This is a genomic window from Endozoicomonas sp. ALD040 (assembly GCF_049275945.1).
In the GTDB taxonomy this organism is placed as follows: Bacteria; Pseudomonadota; Gammaproteobacteria; order Pseudomonadales; family Endozoicomonadaceae; genus Endozoicomonas_A.
The window spans coordinates 6047629-6067220 of record NZ_CP184829.1 but is presented as its reverse complement, the minus strand read 5'-3'; the positions used below and the strand labels follow the sequence as shown (position 1 = coordinate 6067220).

Sequence of the window (19592 nt, the reverse complement as noted above, 5' to 3'; positions counted from 1 at the left end):
TAGCTATGGCTACGCGCCCGTCGTTGCGCCTTGAAGGATGAAAAAATCCACTCGCCAGAATATGCGAAACCAACTGGCCAGGTACTTAGGTCGTCGCTCGCCTAAACTGCCTGTCAGTTAAACAAGGTACACAAATAATCCAAAGGATTATGAAATTTCTTCCATTGGTTACGGACTGTTTCGGTGAAACTTTCTTCAAGTGAGTAGCCATAAACCGCATTGTTTGAAAAGCCATTGATCAAAGCGAGAGTCAATGCGGGAGCCAGAGTAAGAGCAACGTTTTTCAATAAATGACCTGAGTCCAGTGCTGAGCGTTGATGACTGAGAAGAGCCAAGACCAGGTTTCCGGCCATCAATCCTCCCACCATTCCATCAGTGATGTCCCTTCCTCTGGTACAAGGAGAAATCAAAATCGCGGTGTAAACTACCATGGCGATGCTCGGTAATAGATCTTTTGATATGTGCGCGGCCCTTACGCCTCCGGATATGGCTGTAGCCCATGATCCAGCCAAGGCTCCGACTCCTGTTCCAGCCAAGACATCTGCTCCTGCTTCTGCTTCTGTCCAGACGCTATCATCACAGTTTGAATTGTATCTTGAAAGAGGGCTTATTGCTGATAATCCCTCTACCAATGCGTGGGATATTATGTAACCAAAGATTGCTTTTGCGTGTGAGCCATCTCTGGCGATCATCATGTCATAGACTATCGACCCGACCGTCATGGCAGCGACTGATGACAACATGGAATATTCACTTTCAGCATAATCCAGAGGATGGGTTGTGCTTCTGTCCTGATACCTTGAGCTCCGGATAGCAGTGGCTCCGGCTACCGTTCTTGCTACTACCTCATGGGTAAAGTAACTCGCAGTCACTATGGGCATAAGATAAGGATTGCTGTTAGTGTATGCTGCATATCCACTGTAGGCTGTTCCGGCATATCGCAATGTCTGCCACCAGGGTTGCTTAAGTGGCCAGGATGATACGTGCCCGGCTAAAGCGACCTCGGTGGAAGTGATAACGGCTGCGAGTTGATTACAAAAAGATGATTTGACCTCTTGTAGCTCATTTTGCTCTGTGCACGACAGATCAAAGCGACCTGCAAGGGCAGAGACCACCTCGGGTGATTTGCAGATGCCGTACCAGAATCCATAATTGATCACGGTGGAAATGGCCAGGCCGGAGCTGCTGGTTGCCAGCTTCAGGCTGTCTTCAACCAACGATGTATTACTGTAGTGGCTCAATAATTTAAATTGTTCTTCTTTTGATAGGCCTGAATGAGCGACTGAACATAAAAATAATAAGCACGAGAAAAGCGCTGTTAGTTGACCGGATATTTTCATTATTGAAATCCATAATCAGGGTATCTGATTTGCTATAAAGCAAATGACCAGTCAAACCTTAACTGTCAGAATTAATCTGCTTGTTTTTTATAGCATCCATAATGAGGTTCAAGGGTGACAGATGCTTAATATACGGCCGCATTTGGCTGGTCTTTGCAGATACGAGAGTTCGATCAGCATATACAGGAAGCTGCAGTGCCTGACCTTTTATTGTTTACGGGAGAATTTATAGTACAGCAAATGAACTTTCGCTATTCAGTAACGGTCATTGTTTGGCGATTCACGAAATAAACTAGTCTCTCGCATCTAACCTAACCATTTGTTAATTAAACAAGGTGTACAAATAATCCAAAGGAGCATGAAATTTCTTCCATTGGTTACGAGTTGTTTCGGTCAAAGTGTCCTCAAGTGAGTAACCGTAAACCGCATAGTTTGAAATGCCATTGATCAGGACGATTGTCAGTGCAGGATACAGGGTAATAGCAATGTTTCTTAATAAATGGTTTGAGTCCAGCTCTAAGCTTTGTTTAAACAGAATTATCAGGACTGTGAGTCCGGTTCCAGCTCCGGCCATAGCTCCAAGTAGGACTTCGTCTTCAACTCCGGATAAAAATTCAGTTTTACTGAGTGACAAGGTCATATAACCCACTACGACTGTGGACAATGTCAGGTCAAAGAATCCAGCATAGAAGGCTCCGGTCAAGGCTAGGGCCATTGATCCAGCCAAGGCGCCGGCTAAGGTTTCTGCGTCTGCTTCCAGCTCGAATGCATGGGCACCGCCTGAATTAGAAGCTGAAAAATGGCTTTCGGGTAGTAATAATTCTATCAATGCAGAAAACGCAAGATAAGCAGAGATGGCTTTACCCGTTGAAGAGCCTGCGGCGAGAAACTGGCGATAAAACATTGCTCCAAACATCACGCAGGTGATTGATTTCACTAAGGCATATTCACTGCAGGTATAATTTTCGGGTTGGATTGGAGGTCTGTCCAGGGTCCTTAAAGCCAGTGTAGTCGTAGCTCCGGCTACCGTTCTCGCCACTATTTCATGGGTAAAGTAAGTCGCAGTCATTATGGGTATAAAACGAGTGTCGCATTTTGTGTATGCTAAATAACCAGTGTATGCGGTTCCAACAAATCGCAGTGGCCGCCACCAGGGCCGCTTAAGGGGCCAAAGCGATACCTGACCTGCTAATGCAACCTCAGTGGAGGTGGTGACGGCTGCGAGTTGATGACAAAAAGAAGATTTGAGCTCCTGGAACTCATTTCGCTCTGGGAGATTCAGGCCAGGGCGACCCGTGAGGGAAGAGACCAGCTCAGGTGATTTGCACAAGATGCCGTACCATAATCCATAATTGATCACAGTGGAAATGGCCAGGCCGGAGCTGCTGGTTGCCAGCTTCAGGCTGTCTTCAAACAACGATGTATTACTGTAGTGGCTCAACAATTTAAATTGTTCTTCTTTTGATGTGCCTGAATGAGCGGCTGAACATAAAAATAACAAGCAAGAGAACAGCGTTGTTAGTTGACCGGATATTTTCATTATTGAAGTCCCTAATCAGGGTAAATGATTTGTGATAAGCAAATGACCAGTCAAAACTTAACTACCAGAATTAACCTGTTTCTTTTATAGCTTCCAGCATTAGGCTTAAGGGCGACAGATGCTTAATATATGCCGTCTTTTGGGTGGTCTTTGTTGTGTCTCGCCCTGTAACGTTTCGTGAAGATTTTATAGTGCAACGATTGAATTTTCGCCATTCACTAGCGGAAATTGTATCAGCGATACACGAGCTGAAATCTAACTGGCTGTCTCTCGCATCTAACTATTTGTCAATTAAACAAGGTGTACAGATAATCCAAAGGAGCATGAAACTTCTTCCATTGGTTACGGACTGTTTCGTTGAAACTTTCTTCAAGTGAGTAACCATAAATCGCATTGTTTGAAAAGCCATTGATCAGAGCGAGAGTCAATGCGGGAGCCAGAGTAAGAGCAACGTTTTTCAATAAATGACCTGAGTCCAGTGCTGAGCGTTGATGACTGAGAAGAGCCAAGACCAGGTTTCCGGCCATCAATCCTCCCACCATTCCAACAATGGTGTCCCTTCCTCTAGAATAAGGAGAAACCAAAATCGCGGTGTAAACTACTATGGCGGCGCTCGGTAATAGATCAGATGTGTGCGCGACCCTTACGCCTCCGGATATGGCTGTAGCCCATGATCCAGCCAAGGCTCCGACTCCTGTTCCAGCCAGGACATCTGCTCCTGCTTCTGTCCAAACGCTGGCAACACCGTTTGAATTGTATTTTGAAAGAGGGTTTATTGTTGATAATCCCTCTACCAATACGTGGGATATTATGTAAGCAAAGATTGCTTTTGCGCGTGAGACATCTCTGGCGATCATCATGTCATAGACTATCGACCCGACCATCATGCCAGCAACTGCTGACAACATGGAATATTCACTTTGTGCATAATCCAGAGGTTGGGTTGTGCTTCTGTCCTGATACCTCAAGCTCCGGATAGCAGTGGCTCCGGCTACCCTTCTTGCCACTACCTCATGGGTAAAGTAACCCGCAGCCACTATGGGTATAAGATAAGGATTGCGGTTAGTGTATGCTGCATAACCACTGTAGGCTGTTCCGGCATACCGCAATGTCTGCCACCAGGGATGCTTAAGGTGCCAGGGTGATACGTGCCCGGCTAAAGCGACCTCGGTGGAAGTGATAACGGCTGCGAGTTGATTACAAAAAGATGATTTGACCTCTTGTAGCTCATTTTGCTCTGTGCCTGACAGATCAAAGCGACCTGCAAGGGCAGAGACCACCTCGGGTGATTTGCAGATGCCGTACCATAATCCATAATTGATCACAGTGGAAATGGCCAGGCCGGAGCTGCTGGTTGCCAGTTTCAGGCTGTCTTCAACTAACGATGTATTACTGTAGTGGCTCAGTAATTTAAATTGTTCTTCTCTTGATATACCTGAATGAGCGACTGAACATAAAAATAACAAGCACGAGAACAGCGTTGTTAGTTGACCGGAAGTTTTCATTATTGAAGTCCTTAATCAGGGTAAATGATTTGTGATAAGCAAATGACCAGTCAAACCTTAACTACCAGAATTAACCTGTTTCTTTTATAGCATCCGGTATCTTCCTGGCCCTTTGGGGCTTACACGGCATTAGTTGTTCACTATTCTTGTTTATTTTCGGCATTCACTAGGAGCCTGACCGAGAATAGACTACCCTACTGCGGCGGCAGCAAATTGGTCTGAAAATCCGCTTTTGTTCGTCAAATAGCTCGCTATTCTCCTCACAAAACCGAATTTTCATCCTCAATTTTCTGCCGTCCTCGCTACGGGCGCTATTCTCGGTCAGGCTCCTAGCGGAAATTGCTCAGCGACACACGAGCTAAAATCTAATTAGCTGTCTCTCGCATCTAACTATTTGTCAATTAAACAAGGTGTACAGATAATCCAAAGGAGCATGAAACTTCTTCCATTGTTTACGGACTGTTTCGGTGAAACTTTCTTCAAGTGAGTAACCATAAACACGATGGTTTGAAAAACCATTGATCGCAGCGATTGCCAGTGCAGGACCCAGAGGAGCGATGTTTTTCAATAAATGTTTTGGGTCCAGTTGTGAGTGTTGCAGCATCATAAGTCCAATGATTTGTGTTCCGGCTAGCAATCCGACGAAGGCTCCAACACAGACTTCCGGAACTATGGGGACGGCTGAGACCAGAGTGACAAGTGTGATTCCTTCGAAGATTAAATTTGAGCGCTCAGCAGACATCATTATGGCTGCGGCCATGGCTGCAGCTAATGATCCAGCTATGGCTCCGGCTTCGGCCAGTGCTTCTGCCCCTGCCTCGATTCTATCAGTATCGTCTGAATTAAGTGTTGAAAAAGAGCTTCTTGTAAATATTCTCTTTGTCAATTCAGACGATATCAGGTAAGCACCGATCGCTTGCGCCGTTGTAAAACCTCCGGCGAGCATAGCGTCGTAGACTACTACCCCGACCATCAGACCCGCCATTGATGACAACAAAGTATATTCACTACGGACATAATCCAAAGGTTGGCTCGTGCCTCTGTCCTGCTGCCTTAAAGCCTGGATGGCATAGGTTCCGGCTACCGTTCTTACAACGACCTCATGGGTAAAGTATGCCGCAGTGACCACGGGCATAAGAAAAGGGAGATTGCAGGTAGTGTATGTTTTGTAACCAACGTATGCAGTTCCCGGAAATCGCAGCGGCTGCCACCAATCCAGCGCAAGGGGCCAGGCCGATACGCGTCCGGCCAATGCAACCTCAGTGGAAGTGATAACGGCTGCAAGTTGATAACAAAAAAGTGATTTAAATTTTTGCAGCTCATTTTGCTCTGTACCAGACGGATCAGAGCGACCCGCAAGGGCAGAGACCAGCTCGGGTGATCTGCAAAGGCTGTACCAGAATCCGTAACTGATCACGGTGGAAACGGCCAGCCCGGAACCACTACTGAACAGTTTCAGGCTGTCTTCGACTAACGATGCATTATTATTGTAGTGGCTTAATAAGTTAAATTGCTCTTCTCTGGTTAAGCTTGAATGAGCGACCAAACACAAAGATAATAAGCACGAAAATAATGGTATTAGTCTAACGGACATTTTCATTCTTCGTGTCCATAATCAGGGTAAATGAAACTGATGTGTTGCGAGCATTTCCTGTTTTCTCAGGATCCTATTTATAGAACAGCAATGGAATTTTCGCCAACCATTGAGTGGTTCCCGGGTTCAGGAAATAAAGTGTCCAATGCAACTTGCTGATGGTAAAAGGTATGACAAAGATAGTGCGATTGACTTCACTCTGTCAATGAAACAAGGTGTACAAGTAATCCAAAGGAGCATGAAATTTCTTCCATTGGTTCTGGGCTGTTTCGGTGAAACTTTCTTCAAGTGAATAACCAAAAACAGCATGGTTTGAAACGCCATTGATCAGAGCGAGTGTTAATGCAGGAGCCAGGGTAACAGCGACGTTTCTCATTAAATGCCTTGAGTCCAGTTCCCGGCTTTGTTGCAATAGAAATTGCAAGAGTACGGCTCCGACTGTCATTCCGACTTCGGCTTTAAGTCCAATAAAACTGTCTATGTGTCCAATTTCAGATTCAGGACTGGCCAGGGTTATGGTAACAAGTGTGTTTACTTTCAAGAATAGATCTGATCTGCACCAAACAGCCATGGCTCCGCTTATGGCTACAGCCATTGTTCCCGCTATGGCCCCGGTTCCGGCCGCTGCCATGGTTACTGCTTCTTCCACAACTGCATGACCACTGCCTGAGTCAAGAACTAAAAGAGAGCTTAATGTTGATATTGTCTTCATCATTGAAGTAGATATCATGTAAGCAAAGACTGCATGCACAGGTGATAAGCCTATGTCGAGCATCTTTTTATAGACTATTGCCCCGACCATCAGGCCAGCGATTGATGACAACAATTTATATTCAATACGGGCATAATTTAGCGATTGTGTTGTGCCTGTGTCCTGATGCTTTAAAGTTCGGATGGTAAGGGCTCTGGCTAAGGTTCTGGCCATTACCTCATGGGTAAAGTAAGCCGAAGTCACTATCGCAACACGATAAGGATCCTGGTTAGTGTATGTTTGATAACCAACGTATGCTGTTCCTACAAACCGCAGTGGCTGCCACCATGGCAGCTCAAGGGGCCAGGGCGATATGTGCCCGGCTAAGGCAACCTCAGTGGAGGTGATAATGGCTGCAAGCTGGTTACAAAAAGATGATCTGACCTCTTGTAACTCATTTTCGTCAGAGCCTGACAGGCCAAAGCGACCCGTAAGGGGAGATATCAGCTCGGGTGATTTGCAGATGCTGTACCAGAATCCATAATTGATAACAGTAGAAACTGCGAGCCTGGAACTGCTGGTCACCAGTTCCAGGCTATCTTCAACTAAGGATGCATTATTGTAGTGGCTCAACAAGTTAAATTGTTCTTCTTTTGATCTGCCTGAATGAGCGACTGAACATAAAAATAATAAGCACGAGAAGAGTATTGTTAGTTTACCGAATGTCTTCATTATTGAAGTCCTTAATTGGAGTAACTGATTTGTTATAAGACCAGTCAAAGCTTAACTGTCCGAATTAATCTGTTTCTTTTATAGCATCCATTATGAGGTTCAGGGGCGACAGATCTATGTATACACCGCGCTTTAGAGAGGAATATTAATAAAAGTGGTTGAGTGTTTTTGTTGGTTCGTTATTCAAAGAGAAAAGTTAAACTCAACCCGCTGCTTCCCGAAGCATTCAAAGCAACTTGAGCAGGTTCAGAACCTGCTCACTCCTGTTGAATCTTTTTACACTTTGTTGTTTTTAAACAGGATTACAAAGTTGTTGCCAATGACTTTAACCGTTGGCTATCTCTCGCTTCAACTATCTGTTAATTAAAAAAGCTGTACAAATAATCCAGGGGAGCATAAAATTTCTGCAATTGGCTACGGGCTGTTTCGGATAAACTTTCTTCAAGTGGGTAACCATAAACGACATTGTTTGAAACGCCATTGATCAGAGCGATAGCCAATGCAGGAGCCAGGGAAATCGCAAGATTGCTTAATAAATGCCTTGAATCCAGTTTTGACCTTTGCAGCTTCTGAAGTTCAATGATTCCCGTTGAGACTGCTGTCCCGGTTACCAACCCGGCCAAGATTTTGTAATCAGCTGCAATTCCCCACATCGGAAAAGCCGTGGCCACGATGGCAAGAGTGATGAACTGATTAAGTGAGCTCCCAACCCACATCATTCCGGACATGGTTGTGGCAAATGACCCAGCTAAGACTGCGTTTCCAGCCAGGCTTTCTGCTTCTGCCCCTGTCCCGACAAAATCAAAAGAGCCTGAATTGAGTGCTGAAAAAGAGCTAATGGCTAATATTTTCAGTGTCAATGTAGCGGAGATAATGCAGGCAAAAGCAGCTTTTACCGCTGAAACATCTTTGGCAAGCATCTGTTCGTAAACGATAGTACCGACCATCAATCCAGCGAGTGTTGACAACATGGAATATTCTCTGCGAGCATAATCCAAAGGCCAGACTGTTCCCTGATTCCTTAAAGTTTCGATAGCAGCGGCTCCTGCTACTGTTCTCATCACTATCTCGTTGGTAAAGAAAGCCAAAGTTGTTAAAGGTACATGATAAGGCTCCTGTTGAGTGTATGCTTTATATCCAATGTAGGCCGTTCCCATGTATCGCAGCGGTTGCCACCAGGGCTGCTCATGGGGCCAGGGCGAAAGTTGTCCGGCTAAAGCAATCTCAGCAGAGGTAATAACGGTTGCGAGTTGATTGCAAAAAGATGATTTGATTTCTTGTAACTCAATTTCTTCTGTGCCGGACAGGCCAAAGCGACCTGCAACGGCAGAGACCAGCTCGGGTGATTTGCAGATGCTGTACCAGAATCCGTGATTGATCACTGTGGAAATGGCCACCTTGGAAGTGCTACCAACCAATTTCAGGCTGTCCTCTACTAATGATGTATTATCGTAATGGCTCAATAAGTTGAATTTTTCTTCTTTCGATATGTCTGAATGAGCTCCCGGGCATATAAATAATAAGCACGAGAATAGCGGTATTAGTTTAGTGAATGTTTTCATTATTGATGTCCTTAATTAAATTTTCTGGTTTGTTATAAGCTAATGACACGTCAAAAAATACCTACCAGAATTAACCAGTTTCTTAAATTAAATCCAGCATGAGATTCTTGAGTGACAGATGCTCTCTATATGCCCTCCTTTGGCTGACCTTAATAGTTGTAATAACTTGTTTGTCATACAAATGAACCAGTGTTGCTGTTACTGGCTTTTTGGGCTTTTCTATCTGAGTAATACCTTATAGTACAGCATTGGAGTTGTCTCCACTCATTATCATAATTAATTCTTCTGGTGTCTGACCTGAAAGAAATATTCACCCGGAACCAAAAAAAGTTTTTTTCAGAAATAAGTGGGCGTGCGTATTAGTCAAAGCCGCCAGGGCGCTTTTATTGAATCGCTCAAACGAAGAAAAGTCAGCTGACATTTAAAGTCATTCAGACGCAATGCGAGGAGTTCATAGTAACTCAAAAAGTTTCAGAGTCTGCTTATTCTACTCGTAAGACAGTCTGCCGGGTTGATCCAGTTATTGTCAATTAAATATGGTGTACAAATAATCTAAAGGGTCATAAAGTTTCTGCAATTGATTACGGGCTGTTTCGGATAAACTTTCTTCAAGTGGGTAACCATAAACTGCATGGTTTGAAAGGCCATTAATCAGAGCGATTGACAGTGCAGGTGCCAGGATAACAGCGGCGTATCTCGATAAATGCCTTGAGTTCAGTTCCCGGCCCTGTTTCCAGAGAAACACCTCGAAAATGGGCCCGACGAAGCTTCCGGCTATGGCGCTAAAATAGACTCTGTATCCAACTTTAGGTATAGAGCGAGTGAAGGTGCTAACTGCGGTTACAGTCAAGACAACATTTGATCTGCTCCTAACATGGCCGGTTAAGATTGCGGCTGTGGCCATTGACCCAGCTAAGGCCCCGGCCCCGGCTAAGGCTGCTGTTCCTGTATCGTTTTTATTGCCAACGCCTGAATTTAACGCTGAAAAAGAGCTAAATGATGATATTGTCTCTGCCAATATAGAAGATAACACGAAAGCAAAGATTGCATTCGCAGGTGTATAACCTCTATCGATTGCCTTGTCATAGGCTATCATGCCAACGATCGTGCCAGCGATTGATGACAACATGGTATATTCACTACGGGCATAATCCAAAGATTGGATTGTATCATTGCCCTGAGACCTTAAACCCCTGATAGCATGGGCTCCGGCAAATGTTCTTGTTATTATCTCATTGGTAAAGTATGCGAAGGGTGTTATGGCCGCAAGATGAGGTACCTCTTCAGTGCCTGCTTTATAAACACTGTATGCTGTTCCTGCAAATCGCATTGGCTGCCACCAGGGCGGCTCAACGGGCCAGGGCGATATGTGTCCGGCTAAAGCAACCTCAGCAGAAGTCATAAGCGCTGCGAGTTGCTTACAAAAAGATGATCTGATCTCTTGTAACTCATTTTCTTGTGGGCCTGACAGGCCAAAGCGACCCGCAAGGGCAATGACCACCTCAGGTGATCTGCAGATGCCGTACCAGAATCCATAATTGATCGCGGTAGAAACTGCCAGCCCGGAACCGCTGGTTACCAGTTTCAGACCGTCTTCAACTAAAGATGCGTTATTGTAGTGGCTCAATAAGTTGAATTGTTCTTCTCTCGATACGTCTGAATGAGCGGCTGAACTTATAAATAATAAGCATGAGCATAGCGATATGAGTTTAATGGTTGTTTTCATTGTTTATGTCCTTATTAAGTGTGACTGATTTGTTATTAGTAAATGACCAGTCAAACCTTAAATACCAGAAGCATCCTGTTTCTTTAATTACATCCGGTATAAGGGTTATAAGTGGCAGATGCTTTATATTCACCCTCCTATGGCTGAACTTTCCAGTTAAGAAACCTGTTTGGCACATGCAGGAGCCTGCCATGCGTTCTCAGCACTATGGGCTTTACTAATTCAACAGGGATTTATAGTACAATAATGGATCTTTCGCCATTTATTGTCAGGAGTTGACTGTTCTGCCAATGCCCATTGATAGTCTCCCGAATCAGCTATCTGTCAGTTAAACAAGGTGTGCAGATAACGCAAAGGAGCATGAAATTTCTGCCATTGGTTTCGGATAGTTTCTGTCAAACTTTCTTCAAGCGTGTAACCATAAAGAATATTCTTTGAAAAACCATTCATCAGAGCGATTCCCAATGCAGGAGATATGGTAACAGCAATGTTTCTCCATAAATGGTTTGAGTCCAGAACGAAGCTTTGTATCACCAGAAGCTGCTTGTATCCGGTTCCGGCTATGATTCCGGCAAGCACTGCGTCTTTGGCTATGAATTGAAACTTGGTCATAGATATGAACAGCTTGGCGAATGTGATTAGGGACGCGTACACATCTGATGACAACCCAACAGTTGCGACTCCGGTTATGCCTGTGGCTAGTGAACCCGTTATGGCTCCAATTCCGGCTATGGCTTTTGCTTCTGCCTCGACTGAATCAACAGCGCCTGAATTATGTGCTGAAGAAGAGCCTATTGCTAATACTTGCTCTATCAATAAAGCCGATATCAGGTATGCAGAGATTGCATCTAAAGTTGTAGCTCCTCTGCTGACCATCCTGTTATAAGCTGCTGTCCCGACCATCGTGCCTGCCATTGTTGACAAGAAGGAATATTCACTACGGGCATAATCTAAAGGTTCGATTTTGCCTCTATCCTGATACCTTAAAGCACGTGCAGCGTAGATTGCGGCTACCGTTCTTGCCATTACCTCATGGGTTAAGTAAGCAGCAGTCGTTGTGAGCCCATAATATGGATCCTGGTCAGTGTACACCAGATAAGCGCTGTATGCTGTTGCTACAAACCGCAGCGGCTGCCACCAGGGTGTCTCAGGCGGCCAGAGCGATACGTGTCCTGCTAATGCAATCTCAGTGGAAGTGACAACGGCTGCGAGTTGATTGCAAAAGGAGGATTTGAACTCCAGTTGCTCATTTTGCTCTGTGCCTGACAGATCGGAGCGACCCACAAGGGCAGAGATCACTTCGGGTGATCTGCAGATGCTGTACCATAATCCATAATTGATCACGGTGGAAATCACCAGCCCGGAACTGCTGGTTGCCAGTTTCAGGCCATCTTCAACTGACGTTGTATTGCTGTAGTGGCTCAATAAGTTTAATTGTTCTTGTTTTGATATGCCCGAATAGGCGATTGAACATAAAAATTGCAAGCACAAAAACAGTGGTAGTGATTTACCGGATGCTTTCATTATTTACGCCCTTAATTCGGGTAGTCGGTTTTGATATAAACAAAATACCAGACTGACCCTACCTATCGTGAGTACACGGTTACTTTGATTACATCCAGCATAAGTACCTAACCAGTTGGTTTCGCATATTCTGGACGGCGGCTTTTTCCACCCTTCTGCGTTCCAACTCTGGTTGCGTAGCTATGGCTACGCGCCCGTCGTCGCGCCTTGTAGGATGAAAAAATCCACTCGCCAGAATATGCGAAACCAACTGGCCAGGTACTTAAGGTTCATGGGCGACAGATGCTTTATATGTCCCCCTGGTTTGGCTTATATTTCTGTTGCGAAAAGCTGATCGGTATGCACTAGGAGCCTGACCGAGAATAGACTGCCCTACTGCGGCGGCAGCAAATTGGTCTGAAAATCCGCTTTTGTTCGTCAAATAGCTCGCTATTCTCCTCACAAAACCGAATTTTCATCCTCAATTTTCTGCCGTCCTCGCTACGGGCGCTATTCTCGGTCAGGCTCCTAGCAGCCTGTAATGCGCCAGCTTTTGGCCACTTCTGTTTTTCAGAAGGATTTATAGTACAGCAATGTCATTTTCTCCATTCATTGGCATGAGGCTGAGTTGCTCAAGCATAGAAAAAAGTCAGCTGACATGTAACTTTGCGAAGCGTTCAGAGCAGCTCGAACATATGCAGAACCTGCTGATTGCGGGCAAACCTTTTTACGCTATTCTCGCTGTCAAACAGGATGACAAAGTTAGTGTCGTTGACTTCAATGACTTTACCCTTCCCGAAAATGCTGTGTTTCAACCTCCGGTTAAGTTGCCATGGGGCATTTTCCGGTACTTCCCTGCGTAAGATGTTTTGTCGTGCTGACAGATAGGCCGGACTGTGAGACGAAGCGGAAGGCTTTGAGCGATGCTTTTCTGCCAGTGAAGGGATGGTTTCAATCCTTTGTGCCAGGTTCGGCTTTATTGCCTGAAAGTATCGACGTGCTGCTTTACTCAGGCCATTTTTCTTGAGTTGGTTGACCAGTTCATCCTCTGAGGCCTGGTTGAGTGACTGGCAAACGGATTTGACGTGAGGGACCTGCATCTCTTTCAGGAACTGGCTGATCTGTTGTGAGCCGTTATCCATCCAGCTTTTGGCTTTGGGCTGGAGAGATCCGTTGCTGGTAAACAGGTAGAGTTTTTCTCTGGCACGAGTCATGGCTACGTAGAGCAGTCGACGTTCACTTTCCAGATCTTCGCTGCTGCCCGGGGTCAGTTCATCTTCTCTTTTGAACGGCCAGTATTTTGAGGTCAGTCCCGGAATCAATACTGTCGACCATTCCAGCCCTTTAGCCCGGTGGCAGGAGCTGATCACGATCTGTTCGGTTCCGTGAGCGGTCTGTTGTCCCGAGGTTCTGGATGGTGTTTTCTGTTTGGATCTCAATTCATCCAGATGCAGGCAGCTTTCCCCGACGGTCAGGTTCATTTTTCTCAGATAGCTGAGGAATCCATCGATGGCCAGCAGTTGCTCTTCCGTTCTCTGATCATTAAGGCTCATGGATTGCAGGCTTTCCCTGAGCTCTGTGCGTTGAATGTAGCCTTGCAGTAATTCAGCAGCAGGTTGCTGATCGGATGTCTTTTCCAACAACTGTAATATCTCACCCCTGTCGTAAAGCTTCTGACCCTGATAATCACTGATTCCTGAAACTTTGCCGGCTAGCTGACCCAATTCTTTTCCCCATTGCTGATCCTGTTCCTGAAGGCGGGCAACCAGTTGTTTTAACAGGGCTGCTTTAACGCCCAGGTGAGGGAGGGTAAACAGCGAAGTCAATATCTCGGAACGAACGGCAGGGTTCAGGTGCTGCAACTCGCCTGAGGCCATTCTGAGGGCTGCGATCAAGGCTGATATTTCAGGACGGTCAAACAGGGAAGGGCCTTCACACTGGTAAGACAGACCGTTTGCCAGCAGTCTCAGCTCCAATGGGACGGATTGTGCCCAGACCCTCAAAAGCACAGCAATCCGGGAGTCGGAGTTGGAAATATGTTGCTGGATAGTGGCCAATACCCGTTCGGTATCTTCGCCTGCCCCTTGCGAGATTGAGATACTCGAATCCGGGTTGTCCGGGTGGGCAATACAGATCACATCTTTTCTGTTTTTGTTACGACTGATCAAGTGACTGGCTGCCATGGCGATCTCGTGGCCATAGCGAAAAGTATGAGGCAGAGTCAACTCGTGAACGGCATCGGTGCTGGCGTAATCCGCTTCGAAATGCCGGAGAATATTATGGATATTGGCTCCGGCAAATTCATAAATGGTTTGATCAGGATCGCCCACGGCAATCATTTTTGCCCGTTCACCAGCGATGATACGGGTCAACCGGTGTTGCAGGGTCGAAGTGTCTTGATATTCATCTACTATGATTCGATCTATTTTGTTGGTGATGCGGGGGATGACATCCGGGTTGGCTTCTATCAAACAGACTGTGTCGTATAACATATCCGTGAAGGTTATTCTCCGATGCTGGTGGCGCCACTGTTCAAAGGCCTCAAAGAGTTCCACCAGAAATCGAAAATAATCAGGATAGTCTGCCTGTTCCAGAACTTCGCAGGGGGCGTTAAGACTGGCTTTAACGTTATCGATAAAACTGCTGGCCACTTCAATGTAACGGGCGCTGTCTGCTTTGATCCGGTCTTGCAGTACGTCAGGTGCCAGTGCCAGCAGCAGTTCCCGGACTTTCAGTTCGATCTCTTTCTCTGTCAGGGGGCGGTGATTGTAGGTTGCTCTCAATCCCCAGCCTTCCAGCGACTTCAGAAGTTTCAGGCCTGTTGAGTGATAGGTCCGGACTATCGGAAGTGTCGGCCACTGTCGACAGCGCTTTCGAAGCTTGCGGGTAAAGTCCAGCTGGGCTGATTTGTTAAACATCATGACCATGATGCGTCGGGGAGGAACCCCCTGGTTCAGCAACTCATGAATGAGAAAGGAGAGGGTGGTGGTCTTACCTGAACCGGCCACGGCTATGCAAAGGGCATGTCCATTTACATGCCGGGTTACCCTCTGTTGAGGGCCGGTCAGTTCCATACAATCAATACGCCAGTGGGGATCTATCGGACAGAGTAATCATAGTATCAGATAATGGTCTCAGGAGTGCATACTTATGAATACTTTATCGAACCAGATTTTCTACAGGCTTCACACCTTTCAAAACTGAAGATCAAAACGCAGGTCTAATCCCGAGGCTTCAAAGTCGCCATCGCCGATTCCGTCATAATAGGCTGAACAATAAAAACTGACACCGTTGCTGCTGTAGAGGTTAATGCCGGTCTTGAGCATTGCTCTAAAACCCTCACCAGCCAGGCCGGATGAACCGGACGGAACTGGTGCAGAGTTTTTTTGTTTGAAGGTCCAGATTCCCTCAAACGTGAGAAAGGGTGACAGACGAGTGTCCGTGGACATTTTGAAGTCTTTTCTGACCGTTGGTCCAAACTGAAAAACGCCGGTTTCGACTTCAACCGAAGAAATGGCTACGTTCAACGAATCCAGATAGTCATCACTTTTTTCCTTGTAGTAGGACAGTCTTGCCTCTGGCGTGATTCGAGTTTCCTGTATCTGCCAGGTTCCGATCAGCGCAGCAGTTGCGAGCCAGCGTTCAGAATCAAACGAATCCCGATAGGTGCCAAAGGGTGAAATCCTGTTCTCTACTTTACCCCAACCAGCACGGGCATCGACATAGAAATTGTCTGACAGCTCTGTGGTCAAATACGGAGAGACCAGAAACCCAACACCTTCTGCTTCACTACCAGGGACTAAGTACTCTAAGTCCGTCCAGTCACCCTGAACGGAAAGACCAACAAGAAGCTTTGGCTGGAACAAATAATCCATACCAATATGAAGAACTCCGAAACTGCCATCACCTTCTTTGTAATTGAACCTGCTGATTTGTCCCTCGGTCCAAACGTCGAACTTAAAAGGGATCTCAGAGTTGGCTGCAAGCATAATCTGTTTGCCAACTGCGGTTGGGAATTGTGGTCGAGGGTCTGGATTTTCGAGAGAGCGATGAAGGTCATCCAGAGACAGCCCTGTTTTTGAAACTGAGGACGATCTACCGACCCGCTGGTCAGACCCTAATGTCGCGATCAATACATCGATATTTGCAAGAACCTGCTGAAGATTAGCGTGTAAACCAGGTGAGTACGCATGCGAATGCGCATTGCTTCTGCTGTAGGCAAAACTGAACCGATCTGCTCCGAGGCACGCTGAGAATGGCAAGCTCCCGGCATTGAATGCAAAGCCGAAACCTTCGATGCCAGAAGTTCCTGGCATGCTATTTTCCAGTCTGTTGATGCGCCGGACGACATCGGGTTGGTGTTGCAGGATCAGCCTGGACCGCGCCTCCAGAAATTGCTCTATCTGATGCGTTGTGGCGCGCCGCGAGTCCTTCAGATCAATCGTGCAAACAATCGATTCCGCAGAGGTAAGCAAGAGCGTACCAGTTTGTTTTTGTACGTCCAGAACGCCTGAGGGATTGTCGCATGTAGCACCTTCTACCCCGATACCATCCGGTGCCGAAAAGTTTATGGGATAACTGCCGGGAGGCAAAGGAATGGCTCCGGAACTGCCCGATCCGGATTTGACCGGAATGGCAGTGTTCAAGTCAGGAGCTGACGACCGAATAAAGAAAGTACCGTCGACGTCAGACCGGATCACAAGTGTTACCGAGCCAAGTGGTGAAGCCGAGACGATTACATCAAAGCTACAGGTCGCGACGTTACCCGCATGATCTGTTGCAGTATCCGTAAGGGTCGTTACTCCCAATGGAAAAGCGCTTCCGCTGTTTAAGCCGACAGTAGGGCTCGATGTTTGTGTTGGTGTCACCGGGCCATCTTCATCGTCTGTTGCAGTGGGTGAGGTAAATGTTACGACGGCTGAGGTCTCACCTGCTGGGGCGGTTTTGTATATGTTTGAAGGAACCCCCGAAAAAACGGGTGCGGTCTTGTCAACATGTGGTGAAGTCGTAACGACCACACCAAAACTGTAGGCCGCTATGTTACCCGTCCGATCTGTCGCGGTATACGTAAGGGTCGTTACACCCAGTGGAAAGGCGCTTCCGCTGTTCAATCCGGGAGTAGGGCTGGAGGTTAGTGTTGGTGTCACAGGGCCATCGGTATTGTCTGTTGCAGTGGGTGACGCAAACGTAACGACGTATGACGTCTGTCCCGCCGGAGCGGTTACGTAAATGTCAGAGGGAACTCCCGAAAAAACCGGCGCAGTAATGTCAAATCTGCCACCATTTGCGACAAATGGCGTTATCTCCTCCGAGCCAGAAGGGACCGAGAAATTCAAGTTGACAATTTGTCCGTTGTCCTGAGTGTAGTCGTGATTGATAGTGCAAGAGCCGAGGTCTGGATTGCATTCGTAAAAGAAGCCCGGTCTGAAATGGGTAGGTGCGACGCAACCTTGTCCCGCGCAGCTGCCTGAATAGTCGGAGATATTAAAATTGGGCACACCTGCTTCACCAAAGCCGATAAAAACCCGCTTGCTTTGCAAACGATTGATGACAGAAAACCCGTTGTTCGGATGTGCAGCCCCATTGAAAATGCAACTACTGGGTGATGTCGTGTAATCTCCTTCGGCCAGATCACCAAAGGAAGGTAGTCTTGGACAGGCTACCTGGGCCGTCGAAATCCGGGGTTCTAATAATCCAATTAAGGTGAGAAAGGCGAGAACCAGAAAGCGTTCTGAACAGTATCCCATGATGAGATCCAATTCTTAAGAAATCATTTAGTGGACAGAATCAAGTTGTCTTTCATTACATCAGAATATCATCAACATCAGATTCTAGTCAGAGAGCAGATTTGTAGCAATTTTGCAGGTTGCCGGAGTCGTCGGCAGATTGAGTGAAATCTTTGTATCCGTTTACAGGCGAATTCTACGGGACATAGGGTGTGTCATTATTATGTTTTTATTCGGTAATTACTTTCTATTAAAGCCAATAAATATATAAGTATAATGCCCCAAAAATCCGTTTTAAGGTGACCATCCCCGTGCAACACATGCTTATAAGTCTCTTGGGAATCGCAGTCCTATTGGGTATTGCAATATTATTATCGGACAACCGCAGAGCGATAAAGTTGCGAACCGTGGGTGGGGCATTTGCTATTCAGGCGGGTATCGGCGCATTCGTTCTTTATATCCCTGCCGGACAATACATTCTGGAAGCCATTACCAACGGCGTTAATGCTGTTATGGGATATGCTAACAGTGGTATTGGTTTCCTGTTTGGAGGACTGGCCAGCTTCAAGCTTGGCTTTATCTTCTTTGTCCATGTTCTCTCTGTCATTATCTTCTTTGCTGCTCTGGTGGCAGTGCTGTATTACCTGGGGATCATGCAGCTTGTCATCAAACTGTTTGGCGGCGCTCTGCACAAATTACTGGGCACCAGTCGCACAGAATCGCTCTCAGCTGCTGCTAACGTTTTTGTTGGTCAGACTGAAGCACCTCTGATGGTTCGTCCTTTCATCAGCCCTATGACTCAGTCCGAACTGTTTGCCGTTATGGTGGGCGGTCTGGCGTCTGTTGCCGGTGCAGTTATGGTGGGTTACGCCAGTATGGGGGTTGAGCTTAAGTACCTGATTGCTGCCAGTTTCATGGCGGCTCCGGGTGGCCTTTTGATGGCAAAAATTATCAAGCCTGAGACCGAGACACCTCATGATGACGTAGACGACATTGACGAGGAGGGCTCTGAAGAAAAGCCAGCTAATATTTTTGATGCTGCTGCTTCGGGTGCTGCCAGTGGTCTCAAACTGGCTGCCATGATTGGTGCCATGTTGCTGGCTTTCATCTCCCTGATTGCCATGCTTAACGGTTTGCTGGGTTGGGCTGGTGGCTGGTTGGGTTATCCTGACCTGACCATAGAACTGATCCTGGGTTATGCCTTCTCTCCTCTGGCTTACCTGATCGGCGTACCCTGGTCTGAAGCTCTGACTGCAGGCAGCTTCCTGGGTCAGAAAGTGATCGTTAACGAGTTTGTTGCTTTCAGCAGTCTGGCTAACTACGTCGATGCTGAAGCGGCAGCCAAGGCCGGTGTTGCCTTGTTGTCTGATCGTTCTCAGGCAATTCTGACCTTTGCCCTCTGTGGCTTCGCCAACATTTCATCCATTGCTATTCTGCTGGGTGGTCTGGGCTCTATGGCGCCTGACCGTCGTCAGGACATCGCCCGCTTTGGTTTGAAAGCGGTGGTAGCGGGTACACTCTCTAACCTGATGAGTGCCACTATTGCCGGTCTGTTCCTGGCCTTGGCCGTTTGAAGTCCGTTATTGGGTGAGTCGTAGTCAACGGCTCATTCAATTCTTCCTGACTGAGTCTGCTATTTTCTATATTTTCTCTTCTATTGATTGGGTTTTCAG

At 46.6% G+C, this 19592-nt stretch carries 11 protein-coding genes; 1 reads left to right on the top strand and 10 read right to left on the bottom strand.

Features of this window, described 5'->3' with window-relative positions:
- Positions 1–113 precede the first annotated feature (113 nt).
- The 10 genes from ACOJUN_RS22050 to ACOJUN_RS22005 form a co-directional block, all read right to left on the bottom strand.
- The gene (locus ACOJUN_RS22050) at positions 114–1241 is read right to left on the bottom strand and encodes a hypothetical protein (protein WP_422134007.1); all 1128 of its coding nucleotides are present in this window, start codon (positions 1239–1241) and stop codon (positions 114–116) included.
- Between the two features lie 421 nt (positions 1242–1662).
- Complete coding sequence (locus tag ACOJUN_RS22045; protein ID WP_422134006.1) at positions 1663–2841, bottom strand: hypothetical protein; 1179 nt, start codon at positions 2839–2841, stop codon at positions 1663–1665.
- 326 nt (positions 2842–3167) lie between these two features.
- Positions 3168–4385: a hypothetical protein gene (locus ACOJUN_RS22040; protein WP_422134005.1), complete on the bottom strand. Its 1218-nt coding sequence runs from the start codon at positions 4383–4385 to the stop codon at positions 3168–3170.
- Positions 4386–4782: 397 nt separating this feature from the next.
- Entirely contained in the window at positions 4783–5937 is a 1155-nt protein-coding gene (locus ACOJUN_RS22035) for a hypothetical protein (RefSeq protein WP_422134004.1), read from the bottom strand.
- Between the two features lie 244 nt (positions 5938–6181).
- Positions 6182–7303 carry a hypothetical protein gene (locus ACOJUN_RS22030; RefSeq protein ID WP_422134003.1) on the bottom strand — a complete coding sequence of 374 codons (1122 nt, stop codon included), beginning with the start codon at positions 7301–7303 and terminating at the stop codon, positions 6182–6184.
- 458 nt (positions 7304–7761) lie between these two features.
- Positions 7762–8865 (bottom strand): hypothetical protein, encoded by a 1104-nt coding sequence (locus ACOJUN_RS22025; protein ID WP_422134002.1) that lies wholly within the window; start codon positions 8863–8865, stop codon positions 7762–7764.
- 625 nt (positions 8866–9490) lie between these two features.
- Entirely contained in the window at positions 9491–10366 is an 876-nt protein-coding gene (locus ACOJUN_RS22020) for a hypothetical protein (protein WP_422134001.1), read from the bottom strand.
- 648 nt (positions 10367–11014) lie between these two features.
- On the bottom strand, positions 11015–12115 hold the full coding sequence (locus ACOJUN_RS22015) for a hypothetical protein (RefSeq protein WP_422134000.1): 1101 nt from the start codon (positions 12113–12115) through the stop codon (positions 11015–11017).
- A gap of 755 nt (positions 12116–12870) precedes the next feature.
- Positions 12871–15267, bottom strand: coding sequence for an ATP-dependent helicase (locus tag ACOJUN_RS22010; RefSeq protein WP_422133999.1), 2397 nt, complete (start codon positions 15265–15267; stop codon positions 12871–12873).
- A 120-nt stretch (positions 15268–15387) separates the two neighbouring features.
- The gene (locus ACOJUN_RS22005) at positions 15388–17940 is read right to left on the bottom strand and encodes an HYR domain-containing protein (RefSeq protein ID WP_422133998.1); all 2553 of its coding nucleotides are present in this window, start codon (positions 17938–17940) and stop codon (positions 15388–15390) included.
- Positions 17941–18239: 299 nt separating this feature from the next.
- Between ACOJUN_RS22005 and ACOJUN_RS22000 the strand changes: the two genes are divergently transcribed.
- Entirely contained in the window at positions 18240–19493 is a 1254-nt protein-coding gene (locus ACOJUN_RS22000; protein ID WP_422137116.1) for a NupC/NupG family nucleoside CNT transporter, read from the top strand.
- The last annotated feature ends 99 nt before the right edge of the window (positions 19494–19592 follow it).

Bases quoted from the DNA above. Each gene is read 5' to 3' on its own strand.
- ACOJUN_RS22005 (WP_422133998.1), bottom strand. From the start codon at position 17,940: ATGGGATACTGTTCAGAACGCTTTCTGGTTCTCGCCTTTCTCACCTTA.
- ACOJUN_RS22000 (WP_422137116.1), top strand. From the start codon at position 18,240: ATGCTTATAAGTCTCTTGGGAATCGCAGTCCTATTGGGTATTGCAATA.
- ACOJUN_RS22010 (WP_422133999.1), bottom strand. From the start codon at position 15,267: ATGGAACTGACCGGCCCTCAACAGAGGGTAACCCGGCATGTAAATGGA.
- ACOJUN_RS22020 (WP_422134001.1), bottom strand. From the start codon at position 10,366: ATGACTTCTGCTGAGGTTGCTTTAGCCGGACACATATCGCCCTGGCCC.
- ACOJUN_RS22040 (WP_422134005.1), bottom strand. From the start codon at position 4,385: ATGAAAACTTCCGGTCAACTAACAACGCTGTTCTCGTGCTTGTTATTT.